Below are 21914 nucleotides of genomic sequence, written 5' to 3'. Positions count from 1 at the left end.
CGGGCGGCGGGTCGGCCTCGGTGCCGCCCGGCGCGGGAGGGCCGCCCACCGCGCGGGCGGCTGCGCCGGGGCGGCCCCGCCGGCCGCTAAGCGGACGGCGCGGTTCCCTCCACCAGCTCGGCGACCTGGGCGCGGGTCTGGTCGAGGTCCGCGTCCCGCAGCAGGCAGGTCAGGCGGGCGGTGCACACCCGGCGGCCCCGCTCGTCGGTGATCACCGTCTCGTACGTGGCCGTGGCCCGGCCCCGGTGCAGCGGCCGCGCCACCCCGGTGACCAGGCCGGCGCGCACCCCGCTGTGGTGCGTGCAGTTCAGGTCCACGCCGACCGCGATCCGGTGCGGGCCGGCGTGCAGCATGGACCCCACCGATCCGAGGGTCTCGGCGAGCACCGCCGACGCGCCGCCGTGCAGCAGGCCGTACGGCTGCGTGTTGCCCTCGACGGGCAGCGTGCCGGTCACCTGCTCGGGCGAGGCCTCCACGATCCGCAGGCCCATCCGCGAGCCGAGGTGCCCGGCTGAGAACAGGGCCCGCAGGTCCACGCCCAGCCGGGCGTACTCGTCGATGATCTCCTGCGGGAAGCGGGTGGGGGGCTGCTCGCCCATGGGGCCTGCCGATCGTCGCCGTGCGGGGTGTCCTGCCCGTCCTATCAGCAGGGCCCGCCCGGCGCTGTGACGCCGGTCTCGCCCCGCCGGCCGGCCGGCGGGGCGGCCCTGTCCGGCGGCGGCGTCTCCTCCAGGCGCACCACGAGCGACTTGCTCGTGGGCGTGTTGCTGACGTCGGCGGTGGCGTCGAGCGGCACCAGGACGTTGGTCTCCGGGAAGTAGGCGGCGGCGCAGCCGCGCGCGGTGGGGTAGTGGACGACCCGGAAGCCGCTCGCGCGGCGCTCGGTCCCGTCGGTCCACTCGCTGACCAGGTCGGCGTAGGAGCCGTCGGGGAAGCCCAGCGCGCGGGCGTCGTCCGGGTGCACGAGCACCACGCGGCGGCCGCCGCGGATGCCGCGGTAGCGGTCGTCCAGGCCGTAGACCGTGGTGTTGTACTGGTCGTGGGAGCGCAGAGTCTGCAACAGCAGCCGCCCCGGCGGCACCCGCGGCCAGGTCACCGGCCCCGCGGTGAACCGGGCCCGGCCCGTTGCGGTGGGGAAGCGGCGCTCGTCGCGCGGGGCGTGCGGCAGCGTGAACCCTCCCGGCCGGCTCACCCGCGCGTTGAAGTCCTCGAAGCCCGGCACGACGGCCGCGATGCGCTCGCGCACCGCCCCGTAGTCCCGCTCGAACTCCTCCCAGGGCGTGCGGCTGCCGGGGCCCAGGACGCGCCGGGCCAGCCGGCAGACGATGGCGGGCTCGGACAGCAGCAGCGGCCCGGCGGGCTCCAGCCGCCCCCGGGAGGCGTGCACCATGCCCATGGAGTCCTCGACGGTCACGAACTGCGGCGCGCCCGGCCCGCGCCCGTCCGGGTCCGCCGGCACGTCCCGCTCGGTGCGGCCCAGCGTGGGCAGGATCAGCGCCCGGGCGCCGGTGACCACGTGCGACCGGTTGAGCTTGGTGGACACGTGCACGGTCAGCCGCGCGCGGCGCATCGCGGCCTCGGTCACCTCCGTGTCCGGAGAGGCGGCGACGAAGTTGCCGCCCATGGCGAAGAAGACCTTCGCCCGCCCCTCGCGCAGGGCCTGGATGGCCCGCACCACGTCCCACCCCGGCGCGCGCGGCGGGGCGAACCCGAACTCGCGCTCCAGCGCGTCCAGGAACGCCGCGGCGGGCCGCTCCACGATGCCCATGGTGCGGTCGCCCTGCACGTTGCTGTGCCCGCGCACCGGGCACACCCCGGCCCCGGGGCGGCCGATGTCGCCCCGCAGCAGCAGGAAGTTGACCACCTCCTTGATGGTGGCCACGGCGTGCCGGTGCTGGGTCAGGCCCATCGCCCAGCAGACGATCACCCGCCGCGCGTCCAGGACCATGGCCAGCGCCCGCTCGACCGCCTCGCGCGGCAGGCCGGTGGCGGCCTCGACCTCCTCCCAGCCGGTGGCGCGCGCGGCGGCGGCGTACTCGGCGAAGCCCTCGGTGTGCGCGCGGACGAACTCCTCGTCCACCGCGCCGGCGCGCAGCACGCCCTGGCCGAGCGCGCGGAAGAGAGCCTGGTCGCCGCCCAGCCGGATCTGCAGGAACAGGTCGGTCAGCGGCACGCCGCCGCCCGCCAGGCCGCGCGCGGTCTGCGGGTTCTTGAACCGCTCCATGCCCGCCTCGGGCAGCGGGTTGACGGTGATGATCCGCGCGCCGTTCGCCTTCGCCCGCTCCAGGGCGGTCAGCATGCGCGGGTGGTTGGTGCCCGGGTTCTGCCCGGCCACGATGATCAGGTCGGCCTGGTACAGGTCGTCGAGCAGCACGCTGCCCTTGCCCACGCCGAGGGTCTCGGTGAGCGCGGCGCCGGAGGACTCGTGGCACAGGTTGGAGCAGTCCGGCAGGTTGTTCGTGCCGAACTCGCGGGCGAAGAGCTGGTAGAGGAACGCCGCCTCGTTGCTCGTGCGCCCCGAGGTGTAGAAGACGGCCTCGTCGGGCGAGCCGAGGGCGCGCAGCTCCTCGGCGACGATGTCGAAGGCCTGGTCCCACGACACCGGCTCGTACCGGGAGGCGCCCGGCGCCAGGTACATCGGGTGGGTCAGCCTGCCCTGCTGGCCCAGCCAGTACCCGCTGCGGCCGGCGAGGGAGGCCACCGGGTGGGCGGCGAAGAACGCGGGCGTGACGCGGCGCAGCGTCGCCTCCTCGGCGACGGCCTTGGCGCCGTTCTCGCAGAACTCGGCGCGGTGGCGGGCGTCCGGCTCGGGCCAGGCGCAGCCCGGGCAGTCGAAGCCGTCCTTCTGGTTGACCCGCAGCAGGGTGAGCGCGGTGCGGCGCACGCCCATCTGCCGCCGGGCCACCCGCAGCGAGTGGCCGACGGCGGGCAGCCCCACGGCGGCGTGCCGCGGGGGTGAGACCTCCGGCGCGTCCTGCACCGGGTCGTCCGCGGGCGGCTCGGCGGCCATGTCGCTCCCCTCTCGCCGTGCTGCTTCCTGCACGCTGCTTCCTGCTCGGCCTTCCGGCGCGGCGGGCGGCCGCCCTTCCGTCCGGAGGGCAGGCGCTCCGCGCACCGTCGTTCCCGATCGTGCCACGGGGCACTGACAACCGTCCCCCGCCGGCGCCGCGTGGCGCGGACGAGGACGCCGCGGCACCGGCGCGGGACGGCGTTGTCAGTGGCGCGTGGCAGGATCGGGGGCGTGGCAGAGAACGCATCGAAGACGACAGCGGCGGACGCCCCCGCCGGCCCGCGGACAGATCGCCCCCGCCTGCTCCTGCTCGACGGGCACTCCCTGGCCTACCGGGCGTTCTTCGCGCTGCCCGCGGAGAACTTCAGCACCACCACCGGCCAGCCGACCAACGCGATCTACGGCTTCGCCTCGATGCTGGCCAACACGCTCCGTGACGAGCGGCCCACCCACCTCGCGGTCGCCTTCGACGTCTCGCGCCAGACCTGGCGCTCGGAGCAGTTCGCGGAGTACAAGGCCAACCGCACCTCCGCGCCCGACGAGTTCAGGGGCCAGGTCGAGCTGATCGGCGAGTTGCTGGACGCCATGCGCGTCCACCGGTGCGCCATCCCGGGGTACGAGGCCGACGACATCATCGCCACCCTCGCCACGCAGGCGGCCGCGCAGGGCTTCGAGGTGCTGATCGTCACCGGCGACCGCGACTGCCTCCAGCTGGTCACCGACGACGTCACCGTGCTGTACCCGACCAAGGGCGTCTCCGAGCTGACCCGGTTCACCCCGGAGAAGGTCACGGAGAAGTACGGGCTGTCACCCGCCCAGTACCCGGACTTCGCCGCGCTGCGCGGCGACCCGTCGGACAACCTCCCGGGCATTCCCGGTGTCGGGGAGAAGACCGCCACGAAGTGGATCACCCAGTTCGGCTCGCTGGCCGAGCTGGCGGAGCGGGCCGAAGAGATCAAAACCAAGGCCGGGCAGAACCTCCGCGACCACCTGGAGGCGGTCAGGCTCAACCGCCGCCTGACCGAGCTGGTGCGCGACGTGGAGCTGCCGTCCGGCCCGGAGGGGCTCGCCCGCGAGCCGTACGACCGCGAGGCGCTGGCCGTCGTGCTCGACGCGCTGGAGTTCCGCAACCCCAACTTCCGCGAGCGGCTGCTGGCCGCCGACCCGGGCGCGGCCGTGGAGGAGGCGGCCGCCGCCGCACCCGGCGTCGGCGTGGACGGCGTCCGGCTGGCGGCGGGCGAGCTGGCCGCCTGGCTGGAGCGGCACGGCGCCGCGCCGCTCGGCGTGGCCACCGTCGACACCTGGGCGCTGGGCAGCGGAAGCGTCACCGAGATCGCGCTGGCCGCCGGGGACGGCCCCGCCGCCTGCTTCGACCCCGCCGAGCTGGACGAGGCCGACGAGCGGGCGTTCGCCGGCTGGATCGCGGACCCCGGCCGGCCCAAGGTGATGCACGACGCCAAGCGCGTCATGCGGGTCTTCGCCGAGCACGGCTGGTCCGTCGCGGGCGTGCGCATGGACACCGCGCTCGCCGCCTACCTGGTCAAGCCCGGCCGCCGCTCCTTCGCGCTGGACGCCCTGTCGGTGGAGTACCTCGGCCGCGAGCTGGCCCCGGCCGCGGCCGCCGACGGCGGGCAGCTGGCGTTCGGCACCGACGAGGCCGCCGAGCGGGACGCCCTGATGATCCAGGCCCGTACGATCCTGGACCTCGGCGAGGAGTTCGGCGGCCGGCTGGCTGAGGTGGGCGCCGCGGAGCTGCTGCACGAGGTGGAGCTGCCCACGTCCGCGCTGCTGGCCCGCATGGAGCGGGCGGGCATCGCCGCGGACCGCGGCTGGCTGGACCGCATGGAGCAGCAGTTCGCCGCCGCCGTGCAGCACGCCGTGAAGGAGGCCCACGAGGCGGTGGGCCACGAGTTCAACCTGGGCTCGCCCAAGCAGCTCCAGGAGGTGCTGTTCGGCGAGCTGGCCCTGCCGCGCACCAAGCGGACCAAGACCGGGTACACCACCGACGCGGACGCGCTGGCCTGGCTCGCCACCCAGACCGACCACGAGCTGCCGGTCATCATGCTGCGCCACCGCGAGCAGGCCCGGCTGCGCTCCACCGTGGAGGGCCTGGTCAAGACCGTCGCCCCGGGCGGCCGCATCCACACCACCTTCAACCAGACCGTGGCGGCCACCGGCCGGCTGTCGTCCACCGACCCCAACCTGCAGAACATCCCGGTGCGCACCGACGAGGGCCGGGCCATCCGGCGCGGCTTCGTGGTCGGCGCGGGCTACGAGTCGCTGATGACCGCCGACTACAGCCAGATCGAGCTGCGCGTCATGGCCCACCTGTCGGACGACGACGGCCTGATCGAGGCGTTCACCTCCGGGGAGGACCTGCACACCACCGTCGCCTCCCAGGTCTTCGCCGTCCCCAAGACGGCGGTCGACCCGGAGATGCGCCGCAAGATCAAGGCCATGTCGTACGGCCTTGCCTACGGGCTGTCGGCGTTCGGCCTCTCCCAGCAGCTGGGCATCACACCCGACGATGCGCGCAAGCTGATGGAGAACTTCTTCCTGCGCTTCGGCGGCGTGCGCGACTACCTTCAGCGCGTCGTGGAGGACGCGCGCGCCTCCGGCTACACCGAGACCATGCTGGGCCGCCGTCGCTACCTGCCCGACCTCAACAGCGACAACCGCCAGCGCCGCGAGATGGCCGAGCGCATGGCGCTCAACGCTCCGATCCAGGGCACCGCGGCGGACATCGTCAAGATCGCGATGCTGCGGGTGGACCGCGCGCTCACCGAGGAGCGGCTGTCCTCCCGGATGCTGCTGCAGGTGCACGACGAGATCGTGCTGGAGGTGGCCCCGGGCGAGCGCGAGCGCGTCGAGGCCCTGGTACGGCGCGAGATGTCGGGCGCCTTCCACCTCCGTGCGCCGCTTGACGTGTCGGTCGGCGTCGGTGCCGACTGGGAGTCGGCCGCCCACTGAGGCCGCGTCCCGAGGCCGGTCCGGCACCCGGGCCGGCCCCGGCACCCGAGGCCGCCCGCAGTCGTCCCTGGCCACACGTCGACATGGCGACCCGCGCCGTGGAAATTCCGGAAAGGTGCCGCATGAACGGGTGACCGAGGGTCAGAAGTTACCGTACTGTCAACCAGGTTGGCGCGTGGCGGGAGCGCGCCCGGTCATACGGGAGGGACTTCGGATGGCACCGCGCATCGGTCGGCGGCTGCGCAGAGGAGCGGCCACGACGGCGGTGGCGGCAGCGGCGATGGCCGCTCTGACCGCCTCCCAGGCGCCCGGATTCGGCGGGGGGCGCCAGGACGGCAAGCACGCCGAGGCGACGCCCCCTCCGGACTCCACCATCAACGGCGGTTCCAGCTACTACACCGACCTGCCCCCCCTGAGCACCCCGGGCAAGCCGGAGGACCACCCGGGCCAGAACCCGGGACCCGGGGACGCCCACCCCACCGAAGCCGGCATCCCGGCCTCCGTCCTCGACGCGTACAAGAAGGCCGAGTCCGCCCTCCGGGAGACCCACCCCGGCTGCAACCTGCCCTGGCAGCTGCTGGCCGCCATCGGCCGCGTGGAGTCCGGCCAGGCGCGCGGCGGCGCGGTCGACGCCCACGGCACCACCGTCAAGCCCATCCTCGGCCCCGTCCTCGACGGCAACGGCTTCGCGCGCATCACCGACACCGACGGCGGCGCCTACGACGGCGACACCGTCCACGACCGCGCCGTCGGCCCGATGCAGTTCATCCCCTCCACCTGGGCCAACTGGGGCGCGGACGGCAACGGCGACGGCAGGCGGGACCCCAACAACATCTACGACGCCGCGCTTGCCGCGGGCCACTACCTGTGCGCCGGGGGCCGCGACCTGTCCAGCCAGGCCGACCTGGAGCGTTCCATCCTCGGCTACAACCACTCGCAGGAGTACCTGCGCACGGTCCTGGCCTGGTTCGAGTTCTACCGGAAGGGCACCTACGAGGTTCCCGACGGCACCGGCACGGTGCCCTCCGGCCCGGGCCCCGGCGACGGCCGCACCAACGGCTCCCCGCCCGCGCACACCCCCGCCCCCGGCGGCACGCGGCCCGGCGACCGCCCCGGTCCCGGCCGGCCCTCGCCGGGCGACCCGGGCCCCAGCCCCTCCCCGGCCGGACCCGCCGCCCGCCTCGCGAGCACCGGCGGCACCGACCTGACGGCCACGGCGGGCGGCACGTTCACCCGGACGCCCCGGATCCGCGCGGTGGCCGCCGACGGCCGGCCGGTCTCGGGCGTGCGGGTGCGGTTCGAGATCCGCGGCGACACCCAGGCCCGCTTCCCCGGCGACACGCTGCGGGCCACCGTCGTCACGGGCAGCGACGGCACCGCCGCCGCCCCGGCGTTCGCGGCGGGGGAGCAGCCGGGCACGTTCCTGCTGCGCGCCTCGGCCATGGACCGCGACCTGCCGCCCGTCGACTTCACCGGCACGGTCCGCGCCCGCCCCGCCGACGCCCTGGCCCGCACCGACGACCGGGCCCTCACGGCCGAGGCCGGCGGCGCCTTCGCCGACCAGGTCACCGTCCGGGCCACCTACCACGGCGAGCCCGCGCCGGGCGTGGCGGTCACGGCCACCATGGTCACCTCCGGGGGCCAGCCGAACGACCTGGGCCCGTACTTCAAGGACGCGCAGGGCGCGCCGGTGCGCAGCCTGGCCCTGAAGACGGACGCCGAGGGGCGGCTCGCCCTCCCGCAGATCTTCGCCGACGACAACCCGGGCACGTACCTGCTGCGCCTGACCACCGCCGACGGCGGGTCGGTGACGGTCGAGCTGACGGTCACCGCGCCGCCGTCCCCGTCCCCGTCCGCCAGCTCCGCGCCGGCCACCGCGCCCGCGCCGGCCTCGCAGAGCCCGGCGCGGTAGCACCGGGCTCCGGCCGGCCGGTCACGCCCGTCCGCCCTCCCGGCCCGCACGGCGCGGGCCGGGAGGGCAGGGCCGCCTCAGGCCCGCTCGCACACGAAGATCGCCGTGCCCGGGATGAGACCGCCGCGCAGCGGGGACCAGCCGCCCCACTCCTCGCGGTTCCACTCGGGCCACTCCGGCTCCACCAGGTCGACCAGCCGGAAGCCCCCGGCCACCACGTCGCGCACCCGGTCGCCCAGCGTCCTGTGGTGCTCCACGTAGACGGCGCGGCCCGCCGCGTCCTGCTCCACGTACGGCGTGCGGTCGAAGTACGAGGCGGCGACCGTCAGCCCCTCCGGCCCCGGCTCGTCGGGGAACGCCCACCGCAGCGGGTGCGTCACCGAGAAGACCCAGCGCCCGCCCGGCCGCAGCACCCGGTGCACCTCCCGCATCACCCGCACCGGCTCGGCGACGAACGGCAGCGCCCCGTACGCCGAACACGCCAGGTCGAACGACGCCTCCCGGAACGGCAGCGCGGTGGCGTCGGCCTGCACCAGCCGCACCGGCTCCGGCGCCGCCCCGCCCCGCCCGTGGCCCCCGCCCGGGCTGCCGTCGCGCGGCCCGGCGTCGATGCGCCGCGCGTGCCGCAGCTGCCGGTGCGAGAGGTCGAGCGCCACCGGCCGGGCGCCCTGCGCGGCCAGCCAGCGCGAGCACTGCGCCGCGCCCGCCCCGACCTCCAGCACCGCCAGGCCGCGCAGCCGCGCTCGCGGGCCCAGCAGACCGGCGTCCGCCTCGTCCAGGCCCTCCGGGCCCCACACGAACCGGGCGTCGCCCAGGAATCCGCCGTGCTCCTCCTGGTAGGCGTCCGCGTTGCGGTCCCACCAGCCCCGGTTGGCCCGGCTGCTCTCGTCCGCGCCGGCCGGGCGCCGGACAGCCGCCGGCTCGGCCCCGTCCGGTCCCCGCGCCGCGCCCGTGGCGCCCGTCGCGGCCGCCTCCCCCGTGGTCACCGTGCCTCCGCCTTCCCCGGGTCCGCTCCGCCCGCCGCGGCCCCCGCGCCCCGGCCGGACCGGCGGGACGCCGGCTCGCGGCACTGGTGGAGTTCGTGGTGTTCGTGTTCTTGGACCATCGGCCGCGTCGTCGTACCCTCTGTATGCCTTCACTGCGCCGCACCCGCCAGGACCGCGGAGCGCGGCGGACACCGTGGCCCACCGCGGTCCGGCGCACCGCCGGACGTGCCCCGGTATGCCCCGCGTGCGTTCTTCGTGCATTGACCCTGCACGGCTGCCCCCGTATGCTACAAGTTGCGCTGCGGGCCTGCGCACCTCGGACGGAGCAGGTCGCGCTCGCACCTGTTGTATGTCCCCTCGGTTGCCGAGGCGCACGTGGTTTTCCCGAGATCACGAGGTCTGAGATCCCCGGGATCTCCGGATCGCAGAGATCGGGAAGAGGCGCCTCCAAAGCTGTCCGGCTTCGGCAGTGCGATACGGGTCCCCGGCGTGGCAAAACTACGACTCAATGTCCGTAACCGGAGCCCATTCCCACATGACGAGCAGCACCGAGGCAACCCGCACCACCCCGCAGGTGGCGGTCAATGACATCGGTTCCGAGGAAGCCTTCCTCGCCGCGATCGACGAGACGATCAAGTACTTCAACGACGGCGACATCGTCGACGGCGTCATCGTGAAGGTCGACCGGGACGAGGTCCTGCTCGACATCGGTTACAAGACCGAAGGCGTCATCCCGTCCCGGGAGCTCTCGATCAAGCACGACGTCGACCCGAACGAGGTCGTCGCGGTCGGTGACGAGATCGAGGCCCTGGTCCTTCAGAAGGAGGACAAGGAAGGCCGCCTGATCCTCTCGAAGAAGCGCGCCCAGTACGAGCGCGCCTGGGGCACCATCGAGAAGATCAAGGAAGAGGACGGCATCGTCACCGGTACCGTCATCGAGGTCGTCAAGGGCGGTCTCATCCTCGACATCGGCCTGCGCGGCTTCCTCCCCGCCTCCCTGGTGGAGATGCGCCGCGTCCGCGACCTCCAGCCGTACGTGGGCAAGGAGCTCGAAGCCAAGATCATCGAGCTGGACAAGAACCGCAACAACGTGGTCCTGTCCCGCCGCGCCTGGCTGGAGCAGACCCAGAGCGAGGTCCGCCAGACCTTCCTCACCACCCTCCAGAAGGGCCAGGTGCGCTCCGGCGTCGTCTCCTCGATCGTCAACTTCGGCGCCTTCGTGGACCTCGGCGGCGTCGACGGCCTGGTCCACGTCTCCGAGCTGTCCTGGAAGCACATCGACCACCCGTCCGAGGTCGTCGAGGTCGGCCAGGAGGTCACCGTCGAGGTGCTGGACGTCGACATGGACCGCGAGCGCGTGTCCCTGTCGCTGAAGGCCACCCAGGAAGACCCGTGGCAGCAGTTCGCCCGGACCCACCAGATCGGCCAGGTCGTCCCGGGCAAGGTCACCAAGCTGGTGCCGTTCGGCGCGTTCGTCCGCGTGGACGAGGGCATCGAGGGCCTGGTGCACATCTCCGAGCTGGCCGAGCGCCACGTGGAGATCCCCGAGCAGGTCGTCCAGGTCAACGACGAGATCTTCGTCAAGGTCATCGACATCGACCTGGAGCGCCGCCGCATCAGCCTCTCGCTGAAGCAGGCCAACGAGTCCTTCGGCGCCGACCCGGCCTCGGTCGAGTTCGACCCCACGCTGTACGGCATGGCCGCCTCGTACGACGAGCAGGGCAACTACATCTACCCCGAGGGCTTCGACCCCGAGGCCAACGACTGGCTGGAGGGGTACGAGAAGCAGCGCGAGGAGTGGGAGCGCCAGTACGCCGAGGCTCAGCAGCGCTTCGAGCAGCACCAGGCGCAGGTCATCAAGTCCCGCGAGGCCGACGAGCAGGCGGCGGCCGAGGCCGGCGGCGGCCAGGCGGCCGGCGGCCAGGGCGGCGGCTCGTACTCCTCGGAGTCGGCCGACAACTCCGGCGCGCTCGCGTCGGACGAGGCGCTGGCCGCGCTGCGCGAGAAGCTGGCGGGCGGCCAGAGCTGACGGCAGCCGGTCCGCGCCACCGGCACCCGGGCACGTNGACAACTCCGGCGCGCTCGCGTCGGACGAGGCGCTGGCCGCGCTGCGCGAGAAGCTGGCGGGCGGCCAGAGCTGACGGCAGCCGGTCCGCGCCACCGGCACCCGGGCACGTCCGCCCGGGACGGACGAGACGGCGGGCCCGCCTCCCCGCGGAGAGATCCGCGGGGAGGCGGGCCCGCCGCGTCACGTCACCGCAACGCCGGCCGCCGCCGCGCACCGGGCCCGGCCGCCCTCCCGGCGTGTCCCCGGGCTGACACCGGCCAGGTCCGGGCCCGGAGCCGCGGCCGCCCGCGCCGGCGGGCTGTCCCTCGTCGGTTCGAGGTTCCCTCGAACCGGGGAAATTCCACAGCCCGGGAATGCTCGCACCGTCGTCGGACGTTGTCCCTGCGTATCGTGAGGAGGAGCGGTCATAGTGCTTGATCCGCAGGATTTGTACGCATGGGAGCCCAGCGGTCTCGCGGAGGCGGAGGCCATAACGTCCCGGGACTCGGCCGGCCTCGTGCTGCTCTACCACTTCGAGGGCTACATCGACGCCGGTGACACCGGGGCCCAGATCGTCGAGCGGCTGATCGGCATGCTGCCGCACCAGGTCGTGGCGCGCTTCGACCACGACCGGCTGGTGGACTACCGGGCCCGTCGGCCCCTGCTCACCTTCCGCCGCGACCGCTGGGCCGACTACGACACCCCCGCCATCGAGCTGCACCTGCTGCGCGACGCGACCGGCGCGCCGTTCCTGCTGCTCGCCGGACCCGAGCCGGACGTGGAGTGGGAGCGTTTCTCGGCGGCCGTGCGGCAGGTCGTCGAGCGGCTGGGCGTGCGCCTGACGGTGAACTTCCGCGGCATCCCCATGGGCGTGCCGCACACCCGCCCGGTCGGCATCACCCCGCACGGCAACCGCCTCGACCTCATGCCCGGCCACTGCAGCGTCTTCGACGAGGCCCAGGTGCCCGGCAGCGCCGAGTCGCTGGTCGAGTACCGCCTCACCCAGGCAGGCCACGACGTCCTGGGCGTCGCCGCGCACGTCCCGCACTACGTGGCCCGCTCCTCCTACCCCGACGCCGCGCTCACCACCCTCGAAGCGGTCACCTCCGCCACCGGCCTGGTGCTGCCCGGCGTCGCCCATGCGCTGCGCAACGAGGCGTTGAAGACCCAGGAGGAGATCGAGCGGCAGATCTCCGAGGGGGACGAGGAGCTGGTGGCCCTGGTCCGCGGCCTGGAGCACCAGTACGACGCGATCTCCGGCGCCGACGCGCGCGGCAACCTGGTCGCCGAGCCCGTCGAGCTGCCCTCGGCCGACGAGCTGGGAGCCGAGTTCGAGCGCTTCCTGGCGGAGCGGGACGGCGACAGCAGCGGCTGACCGGGCGGTGCTTAGGCTGGTCCCATGCTGAAGTTGGGACTGACGGGCGGAATCGGCGCGGGCAAGAGCGAGGTGTCGCGCATCCTGTCCGGTTACGGAGCAGTGCTGATCGACGCCGATCGGATCGCCCGTGAAGTGGTCGAACCGGGCACGCCGGGGCTCGCGGCCGTGGTCGCCGAGTTCGGCCCCGGTGTGCTCACCTCTGACGGCACTCTCGACCGCCCGGAGCTGGGCCGTATCGTCTTCGCCGACCCCGAGCGACGCCGCGCGCTCAACGCGATCGTCCACCCTCTCGTCGGCGAGCGCAGCGCCGAGCTGGAGGCGGCCGCCGGGCCGGACGCGATCGTGGTGCACGACGTGCCGCTGCTCACCGAGAACGGCCTTGCGCCGCTGTACGACCTGGTCGTCGTGGTCGACGCCGCGCCCGCCACGCAGCTCGACCGCCTGGTGCGGCTGCGGGGCATGGCCGAGGAGGAGGCGCGGGCGCGCATGGCGGCGCAGGCCACGCGCGAGGAGCGGCTGGCCGTCGCGGACGTGGTCATCGACAACGACGGCCCGATCGAAGACCTGGAGCCGCAGGTCACAAAGGTGTGGGCGGACCTGGTGGAGCGTGCGGCGGGCCGTTGACGGCGGCGAGGCGCGGTGGGTGCGGCGGTACCCCGTACGCCCTGGTACGGAGTACGGCCCGGCCCCGCGGACGGGCGCGCCGGAGCGGCGCGGGGGCGCGGGGGCGCGGACGAGGAATGCGGTCCACGGGCGGCGTTGTTGTGGTGTTGTTTGCGACCCGCGCTGAGGCGCCCCCGGAAGGAGACGGTTGTGCCCGAACCCACGCCGGAGACCCACGTCATCGACTACCGCGCGGCCGAGCGGCTGCTGGCCGCCCGCGACCCGCGCGGAGCCGTGAAGCTGCTCGACTCGGTCGTCACCGCCCACCCCGAGAACACCGCCGCCCGCCTGCTGCGCGCCCGTGCCTTCTTCAGCGCCGCCCAGCTCCGCTCCGCGGAAGCGGAGTTCCAGTTCGTTCTGGAGCGGGAGCCGGACAACGCGTTCGCCCACTTCGCGCTGGCCCGCACCCTGGAGCGCGCGAACCGCCCGCAGGAGGCCATCCGCCACTTCCGCCTCGCCGCGGCGCTCGACCCCCGGCCGGACTTCGTCGCCGCGGCGCGCTTCGGGGAGAGCGGCGCCTGACACCGCGTCGTACCGCCCGGCCGTGGGCGCTGTCCGGCCCGTACGGCGCCGCCCCGGCCGTCGGGCAGCCAGGACCCCGGGGCGGGCCCGGCCCGTACGGCGCCGTCCCGCGGGACCGGGGCCCGGGACCCGGCCGAGCGCCGGGTCGGCGCCGTCCGCCCGCGCCGGGGCGGTCACCGGGCCGCGAACCCGTTCCCGCGCACCCACCGCATCAGCCGGTGCAGCCACGGATACCGCTCGCGCTCCTCGCGCGTGGCCCGGTCCAGCTCCTCCATCAGCCGCATGGAGCGCTGCTCCATGTCCAACTCGTCGAGGATCCGGTCGCTCTCGGCCAGCAGGGCGCCGTGGAGCTGCCACTGCCGGGGGTGCTGCTGGACACGGAAGAGGAGGATGTCCGCCGCCTTCTCCCGGGCCTCGCAGGCGGAGCGCAGCTCCTCTGCCAGCCGGGACTCGGCCTCCTCGGCGTTCGCGCTGACCTGAGTGGTCACCAGGACCGCGAAGCTCTCGACCGCGCCGGCCACGTGCGTGAACAGATCCTGTAGCGCGTCGGTCACATCCGGTGGGAACAGGGGCTCGTCCGTGCGGTTCTTGGCCAGGTCGGTCAGGGTCCGGGCCAGCACCCGCAGCACCACCGCGCAGATCTCCAGCGTGTCCAGGCCTGTCCGCAGCACGATGCGGTGCAGCAGGCCCTCCTTGACCCGCGGATTGAGCCGCAGGCTGTCCTCGGCCTGGCGCAGGGCCGCGTCGACCTCGGTGACGTCGTGGTCGAGGCGCCGGGCCTCGTGCAGCCTGGCGGCGGCGGCCGCCACGGGCGTGTGGCCGCCGAGTTCCCTGGCGATACGCTCCAGCAGCAGCCGCATGCGGCGGGCCAGGTCCTCGATCGACTCCCCGGCGGTCTCCACCCACACCGGCGGGGCGAAGACCACGTTGAACAGCAGCCCCACCCCGGCGCCGATCAGCGTCTCCAGCACCCGGTCCCAGGCGGTGTCCGTCACCCGGGTCACCCCGAGGACGAGCATTGCGCTGATCGCCACCTCGGGGACGAACTCGCTCACCCGGACCAGGTGCCCGACGGTCAGCGAGGCCAGGATGATCAGCCCGAGGCTCCACCACGTCAGCCCGACCAGCGCGCTGAAGCCGATCGCGATCAGCACGCCCACCACGACGGAGTTCACGCGGCGGACTCCGGTGGTGAGGGTGGCGTAGAGGGTGACCTGCACGACGAGCAGCGCGGTGAGCGGAGCGGTCAGCGGCGCCGCCGCGCTGCTGATCTGGAGCGCGACGACGTAGGCGATGGTCGCGGCGGCGGCGGAGCGCAGCGTCTGGACGACGACCGGCTCCCTGCGCCGTTTCACGAACTCGGTCACAACAGGCACCTTCTGCCCCTTCCCGCTCACGGACAGCGCAGACACCGCGACGTGCGCCGTGCCACCTGGCTGGGCTCACACCCGCCGGTCGGCGGACCGCGGGCTCAGGCGTCGGCCAGGGCCAGCAGCTTCGTGACCGTGTTCCAGTTGCGGGCCGTGGCCGTGACGCCCAGCCGGGCGCGGCCGATCCGCGTGGCCAGCTCGGAGCGGCCGATACCGTCCGGGCAGCGCAGGTAGATCTCCCTCCCGACCAGCCGGAACTCGTCCGGGGCGTACCCGGCCGCGTCGAGGGCGTCCAGGCCGCTGGTGTCGGACGGGGCGGCGGACAGGAAGACCACGTGCAGGGTCCTGGGCTCGGCGGCGGCCTCGGGGTACGGGTTGGCGGCCACGACCGCGGCGAGCTCGTCCCCGGTGCGGACCACCACGGGCACCGCGAAGCCCAGGTCGGCGGCTATTCGCGCCTCGATCGCCCGGGCGGTCTCCTCGGGCGGGGTGCCGGGGTCGGCGAAGACGATGTTGCCGCTCTGGATGTACACGGTGACGTTCTCGTACCCGAGGTCCCGCATCAGCTCCCGCTGCCGGGCCACGGGGAACTTCCTGGCACCGCCCACGTTGATGCCGCGCAGCAGCGCGACCTGCGAGTTCGTCATCGGTCGTCTCCTCGGGGTGCCCGGCGGACCGGGCGGAACCCGGACCTTTCGGGGGACAGGGCGTACGGGCGCGGAGTGCGGCGGCGGGCCGAGGACCGCCACCCGCCGAGGGCGCGGCGGGCCGGCGGCATCATGGTCGGGTGCGGCTGGAACCGATCACCTGGGAGCGGCTGACCGAAGCGGTCGCCGATCACCTCGCGCGGCTCGCGGCGGAGGACGGCAGCCCCTGGCTGCGGGTGGCGGTCGACGGCGCGCCGGCCGCGCCCAGCGGGGAGCTGGCCGCGGGCCTGTCCGGAGCGCTGCGGCTGCGGGGCCGGTCGGCGCTGGCGGTCGCGGCCGGCGGTTTCCTGCGGCCCGCCTCGCTGCGGTACGAGTACGGGCGGCGGGACCCCGAGGCGTACTACGAGCGGTGGCTCGACGCGGGAGCGCTGTGGCGGGAGGTGTTCACGCCGCTGGAGCCGGGCGGCACCGGGCACGTGCTGCCCGACCTGTGGAATCCGGTCACCGACCGCGCCACGCGGTCGCCCTACGTGGCGCTGCCGGCCGGGGGCGTGCTGATCCTGCACGGAGCTTTGCTGCTCAGGCACTGGTTTCCTTTCGACCTGGCCGTCCACCTGCGTCTTTCACCGGCCGCCCTGGCCCGCCGCACCGACGCCGACGACCAGTGGACCCTGCCCGCCTTCGCCCGGTACGAGGACGAGGCGCGGCCGGAGGAGACCGCGCAGGTCGTGGTCACGGCGGACGACCCCCGCCGCCCGGCCTGGCGCCGCCCCGACTGGTAGCCGGGACCGGTCCGGGCCGTCCGCCGTCCCACGGAGGGCCGGGGCCGGAGGCGCACGGCGCAGGCGACCGCGCGGGAATCGGCTGCGACAGCCCTGGAGGTACGACCAGGCGGCGTCAGAAGCGTCAGAAGAGCGGCGCGGGCAGCACCCCCTCCAGAGCGAGCAGGGCCCGCTTGGTCTCCAGGCCGCCGCCGAAGCCGCCTATGCCCCCGCCGCTCTCCACCACCCGGTGGCAGGGCACGACCACCGGAAGCGGATTGCCGCCCATGGCGGTCCCGACGGCGCGGGCCGCGCCCGGGTCGCCGACGCGGTCGGCCAGGTGCTGGTATCCGACGACCGTGCCGTACGGGACGTGGGCGGCCAGCTCGCGCAGGACGCGGCGGTTGAAGCCCGCCGACAGCGACCAGTCCAGGGGAAGGGTGAAGACGCGCAGCCGCCCGGCGAAGTAGGCGTCCACCTGGCGTGTCGCCTCCGCCAGGGCCTCCGCCAGGGCCGTCGGCCGGTCGGCGCGGGGCGGTGCGCCCAGGCGGCGGGCGAGCCGGGAGACGGCGGCGTCCGCCGTGCTCCGGCCGGCGTGGAAGACGACGCTGACCAGCCCCTGGTCCGTCACGGCCAGCAGCAGCGGGCCGATGGGCGTGTCCCGCACCGCCCACGACCACGCGCGCGTCTCGGGCGTCCGCGCCGGGTCCGCCGGGGCGCCCGGCGGCCCTGGCGCGGCGAGCTTCGTCGACTCGGAGTTCGTCACGTCCTCCACCCTAGGCGCGGGCACTGACAACGCCCCGGCCCGAACCCGGGCCAGGCCCCGCGACGGGGCTCAGGCCGGGGCCGCCGCCGGGGCCCCGCCACCGGCCGGGGCCGGCCCGCCGCAGGCCCGTGCCAGGGCGTCCCGCACCGCGTCGGGCGTGTTGCTGATGACGCCGTCCACGCCCAGCCGCGCCACGTCGACCGCGGCCGGACCGCCGTCCACGGTCCACACGTAGACCTCCAGCGGCCTGCCGCGCGCCCCTGACAGGGCGTGTACCGCCGCGACGTACCCGGCGCTCACCGTGCGGTGGCACGGATTGATCTGGTCCGCGAACTCCGCGTACGCGGGCAGGTCGCCGATGGCCGGAGTGCCCAGGAAGCCGGTCTTCACGTCCGGCCGCAGCGCGCGCACGGCCCGTACCGCGTGGGCGTCGAAGCTCTGCACGACCAGCCGGTGCCGGACGTTATCGGCGTCCAGCCAGCCCTCCTCGCGCAGCTCCGCGAGGATCTGGCGTTCGATGCCGGGGTAGAGCCGGGGCGACTTGATCTCCAGCAGCAGGCTCTGCCGGTGCTCCGTCAGCCGCCGCAGGAAGTCCCGCAGCGTGGGCACGCGCGCGCCCGCGAAACCGGCGCCGAACCAGCCGCCCGCGTCGAGCGTCGCGATCTCCGCCAGGGTGAAGTCGCCGACGTTCCACGGGGCGCGGCCGGGGAAGCGCCGCCGGACGTCCGTGGTGCGCTCCAGCGTGGTGTCGTGCAGGACGACCAGTTCGCCGTCCCGGGTCCGCTGCACGTCGTTCTCCACCCAGGTGACGCCGAGCCGGGCGGCCGCGTCGACGGCCGCGAGCGTGTTCTCGGGCGCGTAGGCCGAGGCGCCCCGGTGCGCGACGGTCACCGGTCCGCCCGCGCGGGCGGACTCTTCCCCGGGGAGAGGAAGGTCGCGGGCGGGACCGCGGTCGGCCGTGCCGGGGTGCATGGGGGACTCCTCGCGTCGGCCGGCCCGGGGCGCCCGGGTCGGGGAGACGGGCGGACACAGGGACGGGCCGAGGGTGGCAGCCGCGCCGTACCGGCGGGCGGGTGCCGGATGGACAGCGGGTGAACGCGGGCTTTCCGCCCGCCGGGAGCCGTCCGGGGACGGCCCGGGAAGCCCTCCGGGGCCCGGCGGGAGAAGGCGGCGGGCCGTTGTCAGTGGGGGGTCGTACGGTGGACTCATGCGGCCCGTTTCAGAGATCGAACGCAAGGTGGCGCCCTTCGAGGTCGTCAGCTCCTACCAGCCCAGCGGCGACCAGCCCACGGCGATCGCCGAGCTGGAGCGGCGCATCCGCGCCGGTGAGAAGGACGTCGTGCTGCTCGGCGCGACCGGCACCGGCAAGTCGGCGACCACCGCGTGGATGATCGAGAGGTTGCAGCGGCCCACGCTCGTCATGGCGCCCAACAAGACCCTCGCGGCCCAGCTGGCCAACGAGTTCCGTGAGCTCCTGCCGAACAACGCGGTGGAGTACTTCGTCTCGTACTACGACTACTACCAGCCCGAGGCGTACGTCCCGCAGTCCGACACGTACATCGAGAAGGACTCCTCGATCAACGAGGAGGTCGAGCGGCTGCGGCACTCGGCGACGAACTCGCTGCTCACCCGGCGCGACGTGGTCGTCGTGGCTTCCGTCTCGTGCATCTACGGCCTCGGCACGCCGCAGGAGTACGTGGACCGCATGGTGCGCCTCAGGGTCGGCGACGAGACCGACCGGGACCAGCTGCTGCGCCGCTTCGTCGACATCCAGTACACGCGCAACGACCTCGCGTTCACCCGCGGCACCTTCCGGGTCCGCGGGGACACCATCGAGATCTTCCCGGTCTACGAGGAGCTGGCCGTGCGGATCGAGATGTTCGGCGACGAGATCGAGGCGCTGTCCACCCTGCACCCGCTCACCGGCGAGGTCATCTCCGACGACCAGGAGCTGTTCGTGTTCCCGGCCAGCCACTACGTGGCCGGGCCCGAGCGCATGGAGCGGGCTATCTCCGGCATCGAGAGCGAGCTCGCCGACCGGCTCGGCGGGCTGGAGAAGCAGAGCAAGCTGCTGGAGGCCCAGCGGCTGCGGATGCGGACGACGTACGACATCGAGATGATGCGCCAGATCGGCACCTGCTCCGGCATCGAGAACTACTCCCTGCACGTCGACGGCCGCGAGCCGGGCACCCCGCCGCACACTCTCCTCGACTACTTCCCGGAGGACTTCCTCCTGGTCATCGACGAGTCGCACAACACCGTCTCGCAGATCGGCGCGATGTACGAGGGGGACGCCTCCCGCAAGCGCACCCTGGTCGAGCACGGCTTCCGGCTGCCGTCCGCGCTGGACAACCGCCCGCTGAAGTGGGAGGAGTTCCTGGAGCGCATCGGCCAGACCGTCTACCTGTCGGCGACGCCGGGGGCGTACGAGCTGTCGCGCTCCGACGGCTTCGTGGAGCAGATCATCCGGCCCACCGGCCTGGTCGACCCGGAGGTCGTGGTCAAGCCCACCGAGGGCCAGATCGACGACCTGGTGCACGAGATCCGCACGCGCACCGAGAAGGACGAGCGCGTGCTGGTGACCACCCTGACCAAGAAGATGGCCGAGGACCTCACCGACTACCTGCTCGAACTGGGCATCCAGGTCCGCTACCTGCACAGCGACGTCGACACGCTGCGCCGGGTGGAGCTGCTGCGCGAGCTGCGCGCCGGCGAGTTCGACGTCCTGGTGGGCATCAACCTGCTGCGGGAGGGCCTGGACCTGCCCGAGGTCTCCCTGGTGTCCATCCTGGACGCCGACAAGGAGGGCTTCCTGCGCTCTGGCACCTCGCTGATCCAGACGATCGGGCGCGCGGCCCGCAACGTCTCCGGTCAGGTCCACATGTACGCCGACAAGATCACCCCGGCCATGGAGAAGGCCATCGAGGAGACCAACCGGCGCCGGGAGAAGCAGACCGCGTACAACCGGGAGAAGGGCATCGACCCGCAGCCGCTGCGCAAGAAGATCGGGGACATCGTCGCGACCATCGCGCGCGAGGACGTCGACACCCGGCAGCTGCTCGGCACCGGGTACCGCCAGACCGGCCAGGGACGAGGGAAGGGCCAGGCCGTGCCCGCGCCGGCGGCCCGCGGCGCCGCGGCGCCCACGGACCGCCCGGCCGCGCAGCTCGCCGGGCTGATCGAGGACATGACGGACCGGATGCGGGCCGCGGCCGCGGAGCTCCAGTTCGAGGTCGCGGCACGACTGCGCGACGAGGTGGCGGAGTTGAAGAAGGAGCTGCGCCAGATGCGCGAGGCGGGTCTGTCCTGACCGGCCGCGGGGCCGTCGCCGGGCGCCCGCGCGGCCCGGTGTGTTGCAAGAACGACACAAAGCCGGGGTGAGCGGCTGGAGAACGCGCGCCAGTGCATAGGGTTCGGGGGAGGCCGCGTGCTCCCCGCGGCCACGGGGACGACAAGAAACGAGAGTAGGGACAGCGCGTGACGGTCAACATGACCAAGGGTCAGGCCATCAGTCTGACGAAGGCCGACGGAGGCGCCCTGACCGCGGTGCGCATGGGACTGGGCTGGCAGGCCGCTCCGCGCCGTGGCCTGTTCGGGTCCCGGACGCGCGAGATCGACCTCGACGCGTCGGCCGTGCTGTTCGCCGACAAGCAGCCCGTGGACGTGGTGTTCTTCCGCCACCTCGTGAGCGACGACGGCTCGGTGCGGCACACCGGTGACAACCTGGTCGGCGGTGCCGGGCAGGGCGGAGACGACGAGGCGATCCTGGTCGACCTCCAGCGGGTGCCCGTGCATATCGACCAGATCGTGTTCACGGTCAACTCCTTCACCGGCCAGACCTTCGCCGAGGTGCAGAACGCGTTCTGCCGCCTGGTGGACGAGACCAACGGCGCGGAGCTGGCGCGCTACACCCTCACCGGCGGCGGCCAGTACACCGCGCAGATCATGGCCAAGGTGCAGCGCGTGGGCGGCGGCTGGCAGATGAAGGCCGTGGGCGAGCCGGCCCAGGGCCGCACCTTCCAGGACCTGCTGCCGCACATCCTGCCGCACCTGTAGCAGCCGGGGCGCGGCGCCGCCCGGGGCGCCGGGCGGTGACCACGCCGGGCGCCCGCGCACGCCGCGACGACAGAACTCCACAGCGACACCACCGACAGCACAGCAGCAGCACGCGAACGAGGGGGGCACGGCGATGACGGCCGAGCTGGTCCGGGGGCAGAACCACCCACTGCCCACCGCCCGACTGGAGATTCGAGTCTCGGCGGGCCGGCCGGTGGTGGCCGGGGCCACTCTGGGCGACGAGCGGGGCACGGTGGCCGGCGTCGAGTGGGTCGCCCACCCCGCCTCCCCGCAGGTGCCCGGCGTGGAGGCGTCCCGGCAGGCGGCCGCCGAGCACCGGCTCGCGGTCGACCTGGAGGCGCTGCCCGAGGCAGTGCACCGGGTGACCGTGCTGCTGGCGCTGCCCACCGGCGTCGGCGGCCCGACCCGGTTCGGCGGTATGGCCGCGCCGTTCGTCGCCGTCACCGGTCTGGACGGTGCAGAGGTGGCCAGCTACACCCTCACCGACCTGGACGCGGAGTCCGCGGTGATCGCCCTGGAGCTCTACCGCAGGAACGGCGCGTGGAAGGTGCGCGCCGTCGGCCAGGGGTACGCGGGCGGCCTCGCCGCTCTGCTGCACGACCAGGGGTTGCCGCGCGCCGCGGAGCTCGCCGCGGAGATCAACGAGGCGGTCGAGCACGGCCTGGCCCGCTCGGTCGCTCCGGCCCCGCAGCCCCGGCCGCAGGGCGACGGCCGGGTGCGCACGGCCTCCGCGGGCGCCGCCCCGCCCGACGGGCTGCCGCCCCGTCCGGGCGGCGCCGGACCCGACGCGGCGCAGAACGCCGCC

The 21914-nt window shown here is 74.2% G+C and carries 17 protein-coding genes; 10 read left to right on the top strand and 7 right to left on the bottom strand.

Features of this window, described 5'->3' with window-relative positions; translation table 11 throughout:
- Positions 1 to 86: 86 nt before the first annotated feature.
- Both RKE29_RS14840 and RKE29_RS14835 read right to left on the bottom strand, forming a co-directional pair.
- Positions 87 to 599 carry a hotdog fold thioesterase gene (locus RKE29_RS14840; RefSeq protein ID WP_312005772.1) on the bottom strand — a complete coding sequence of 171 codons (513 nt, stop codon included), beginning with the start codon at positions 597 to 599 and terminating at the stop codon, positions 87 to 89.
- Positions 600 to 643: 44 nt separating this feature from the next.
- Complete coding sequence (locus RKE29_RS14835; RefSeq protein ID WP_312005782.1) at positions 644 to 3010, bottom strand: FdhF/YdeP family oxidoreductase; 2367 nt, start codon at positions 3008 to 3010, stop codon at positions 644 to 646.
- A 231-nt stretch (positions 3011 to 3241) separates the two neighbouring features.
- On the opposite strand from RKE29_RS14835, the gene polA reads away from it, so the two are divergent.
- Complete coding sequence (polA, locus tag RKE29_RS14830) at positions 3242 to 5980, top strand: DNA polymerase I (RefSeq protein WP_312005770.1); 2739 nt, start codon at positions 3242 to 3244, stop codon at positions 5978 to 5980.
- Between the two features lie 214 nt (positions 5981 to 6194).
- Positions 6195 to 7892 carry a lytic murein transglycosylase gene (locus RKE29_RS14825; protein WP_312005767.1) on the top strand — a complete coding sequence of 566 codons (1698 nt, stop codon included), beginning with the start codon at positions 6195 to 6197 and terminating at the stop codon, positions 7890 to 7892.
- A 77-nt stretch (positions 7893 to 7969) separates the two neighbouring features.
- On the opposite strand, the gene RKE29_RS14820 is transcribed toward RKE29_RS14825, so the two are convergent.
- On the bottom strand, positions 7970 to 8878 hold the full coding sequence (locus RKE29_RS14820) for a class I SAM-dependent methyltransferase (RefSeq protein ID WP_312005765.1): 909 nt from the start codon (positions 8876 to 8878) through the stop codon (positions 7970 to 7972).
- 535 nt (positions 8879 to 9413) lie between these two features.
- On the opposite strand from RKE29_RS14820, the gene rpsA reads away from it, so the two are divergent.
- The 4 genes from rpsA (at position 9414) to RKE29_RS14800 (ending at position 13488) form a co-directional block, all read left to right on the top strand.
- Positions 9414 to 10907 (top strand): 30S ribosomal protein S1, encoded by a 1494-nt coding sequence (gene rpsA / locus RKE29_RS14815; RefSeq protein WP_312005763.1) that lies wholly within the window; start codon positions 9414 to 9416, stop codon positions 10905 to 10907.
- Positions 10908 to 11355: 448 nt separating this feature from the next.
- Positions 11356 to 12300 (top strand): PAC2 family protein, encoded by a 945-nt coding sequence (locus tag RKE29_RS14810; protein ID WP_312005761.1) that lies wholly within the window; start codon positions 11356 to 11358, stop codon positions 12298 to 12300.
- 24 nt (positions 12301 to 12324) lie between these two features.
- Complete coding sequence (coaE, locus tag RKE29_RS14805) at positions 12325 to 12927, top strand: dephospho-CoA kinase (RefSeq protein WP_312005759.1); 603 nt, start codon at positions 12325 to 12327, stop codon at positions 12925 to 12927.
- Between the two features lie 189 nt (positions 12928 to 13116).
- The gene (locus RKE29_RS14800; RefSeq protein ID WP_312005757.1) at positions 13117 to 13488 is read left to right on the top strand and encodes a tetratricopeptide repeat protein; all 372 of its coding nucleotides are present in this window, start codon (positions 13117 to 13119) and stop codon (positions 13486 to 13488) included.
- Positions 13489 to 13661: 173 nt separating this feature from the next.
- Here RKE29_RS14800 and RKE29_RS14795 read toward each other — a convergent pair whose 3' ends face one another.
- Together RKE29_RS14795 and RKE29_RS14790 are read right to left on the bottom strand one after the other, a co-directional pair.
- Entirely contained in the window at positions 13662 to 14855 is a 1194-nt protein-coding gene (locus RKE29_RS14795; protein WP_312005755.1) for an aromatic acid exporter family protein, read from the bottom strand.
- A 104-nt stretch (positions 14856 to 14959) separates the two neighbouring features.
- Positions 14960 to 15505 (bottom strand): DUF1697 domain-containing protein, encoded by a 546-nt coding sequence (locus RKE29_RS14790; RefSeq protein WP_312005749.1) that lies wholly within the window; start codon positions 15503 to 15505, stop codon positions 14960 to 14962.
- Positions 15506 to 15645: 140 nt separating this feature from the next.
- Between RKE29_RS14790 and RKE29_RS14785 the strand changes: the two genes are divergently transcribed.
- Positions 15646 to 16287: a uridine kinase gene (locus RKE29_RS14785; RefSeq protein ID WP_312005747.1), complete on the top strand. Its 642-nt coding sequence runs from the start codon at positions 15646 to 15648 to the stop codon at positions 16285 to 16287.
- Between the two features lie 124 nt (positions 16288 to 16411).
- Here RKE29_RS14785 and RKE29_RS14780 read toward each other — a convergent pair whose 3' ends face one another.
- The gene (locus RKE29_RS14780; RefSeq protein WP_312005774.1) at positions 16412 to 16933 is read right to left on the bottom strand and encodes a methylated-DNA--[protein]-cysteine S-methyltransferase; all 522 of its coding nucleotides are present in this window, start codon (positions 16931 to 16933) and stop codon (positions 16412 to 16414) included.
- A 168-nt stretch (positions 16934 to 17101) separates the two neighbouring features.
- On the bottom strand, positions 17102 to 18004 hold the full coding sequence (locus RKE29_RS14775; RefSeq protein WP_312005745.1) for a glycerophosphodiester phosphodiesterase family protein: 903 nt from the start codon (positions 18002 to 18004) through the stop codon (positions 17102 to 17104).
- Between the two features lie 235 nt (positions 18005 to 18239).
- Here RKE29_RS14775 and uvrB point away from each other — a divergent pair, with 235 nt between their 5' ends.
- The 3 genes from uvrB to RKE29_RS14760 all read left to right on the top strand — a co-directional run.
- Complete coding sequence (gene uvrB / locus RKE29_RS14770) at positions 18240 to 20342, top strand: excinuclease ABC subunit UvrB (RefSeq protein WP_312005743.1); 2103 nt, start codon at positions 18240 to 18242, stop codon at positions 20340 to 20342.
- A gap of 167 nt (positions 20343 to 20509) precedes the next feature.
- The gene (locus RKE29_RS14765; RefSeq protein WP_312005741.1) at positions 20510 to 21088 is read left to right on the top strand and encodes a TerD family protein; all 579 of its coding nucleotides are present in this window, start codon (positions 20510 to 20512) and stop codon (positions 21086 to 21088) included.
- 133 nt (positions 21089 to 21221) lie between these two features.
- Positions 21222 to 21914 (top strand): TerD family protein (locus RKE29_RS14760; RefSeq protein ID WP_312005739.1); only part of this gene is annotated, 693 nt, incomplete at its 3' end.

The sequence above is a fragment of the Streptomyces sp. B1866 genome (assembly GCF_031932565.1).
GTDB lineage: Bacteria > Actinomycetota > Actinomycetes > Streptomycetales > Streptomycetaceae > Streptomyces.
This window is presented reverse-complemented; position numbering and strand designations above follow the sequence as displayed.

Bases quoted from the DNA above. Each gene is read 5' to 3' on its own strand.
- RKE29_RS14775 (WP_312005745.1), bottom strand. From the start codon at position 18,004: ATGCACCCCGGCACGGCCGACCGCGGTCCCGCCCGCGACCTTCCTCTC.
- uvrB (WP_312005743.1), top strand. From the start codon at position 18,240: ATGCGGCCCGTTTCAGAGATCGAACGCAAGGTGGCGCCCTTCGAGGTC.
- RKE29_RS14840 (WP_312005772.1), bottom strand. From the start codon at position 599: ATGGGCGAGCAGCCCCCCACCCGCTTCCCGCAGGAGATCATCGACGAG.
- RKE29_RS14825 (WP_312005767.1), top strand. From the start codon at position 6,195: ATGGCACCGCGCATCGGTCGGCGGCTGCGCAGAGGAGCGGCCACGACG.
- RKE29_RS14835 (WP_312005782.1), bottom strand. From the start codon at position 3,010: ATGGCCGCCGAGCCGCCCGCGGACGACCCGGTGCAGGACGCGCCGGAG.
- coaE (WP_312005759.1), top strand. From the start codon at position 12,325: ATGCTGAAGTTGGGACTGACGGGCGGAATCGGCGCGGGCAAGAGCGAG.
- RKE29_RS14790 (WP_312005749.1), bottom strand. From the start codon at position 15,505: ATGACGAACTCGCAGGTCGCGCTGCTGCGCGGCATCAACGTGGGCGGT.
- rpsA (WP_312005763.1), top strand. From the start codon at position 9,414: ATGACGAGCAGCACCGAGGCAACCCGCACCACCCCGCAGGTGGCGGTC.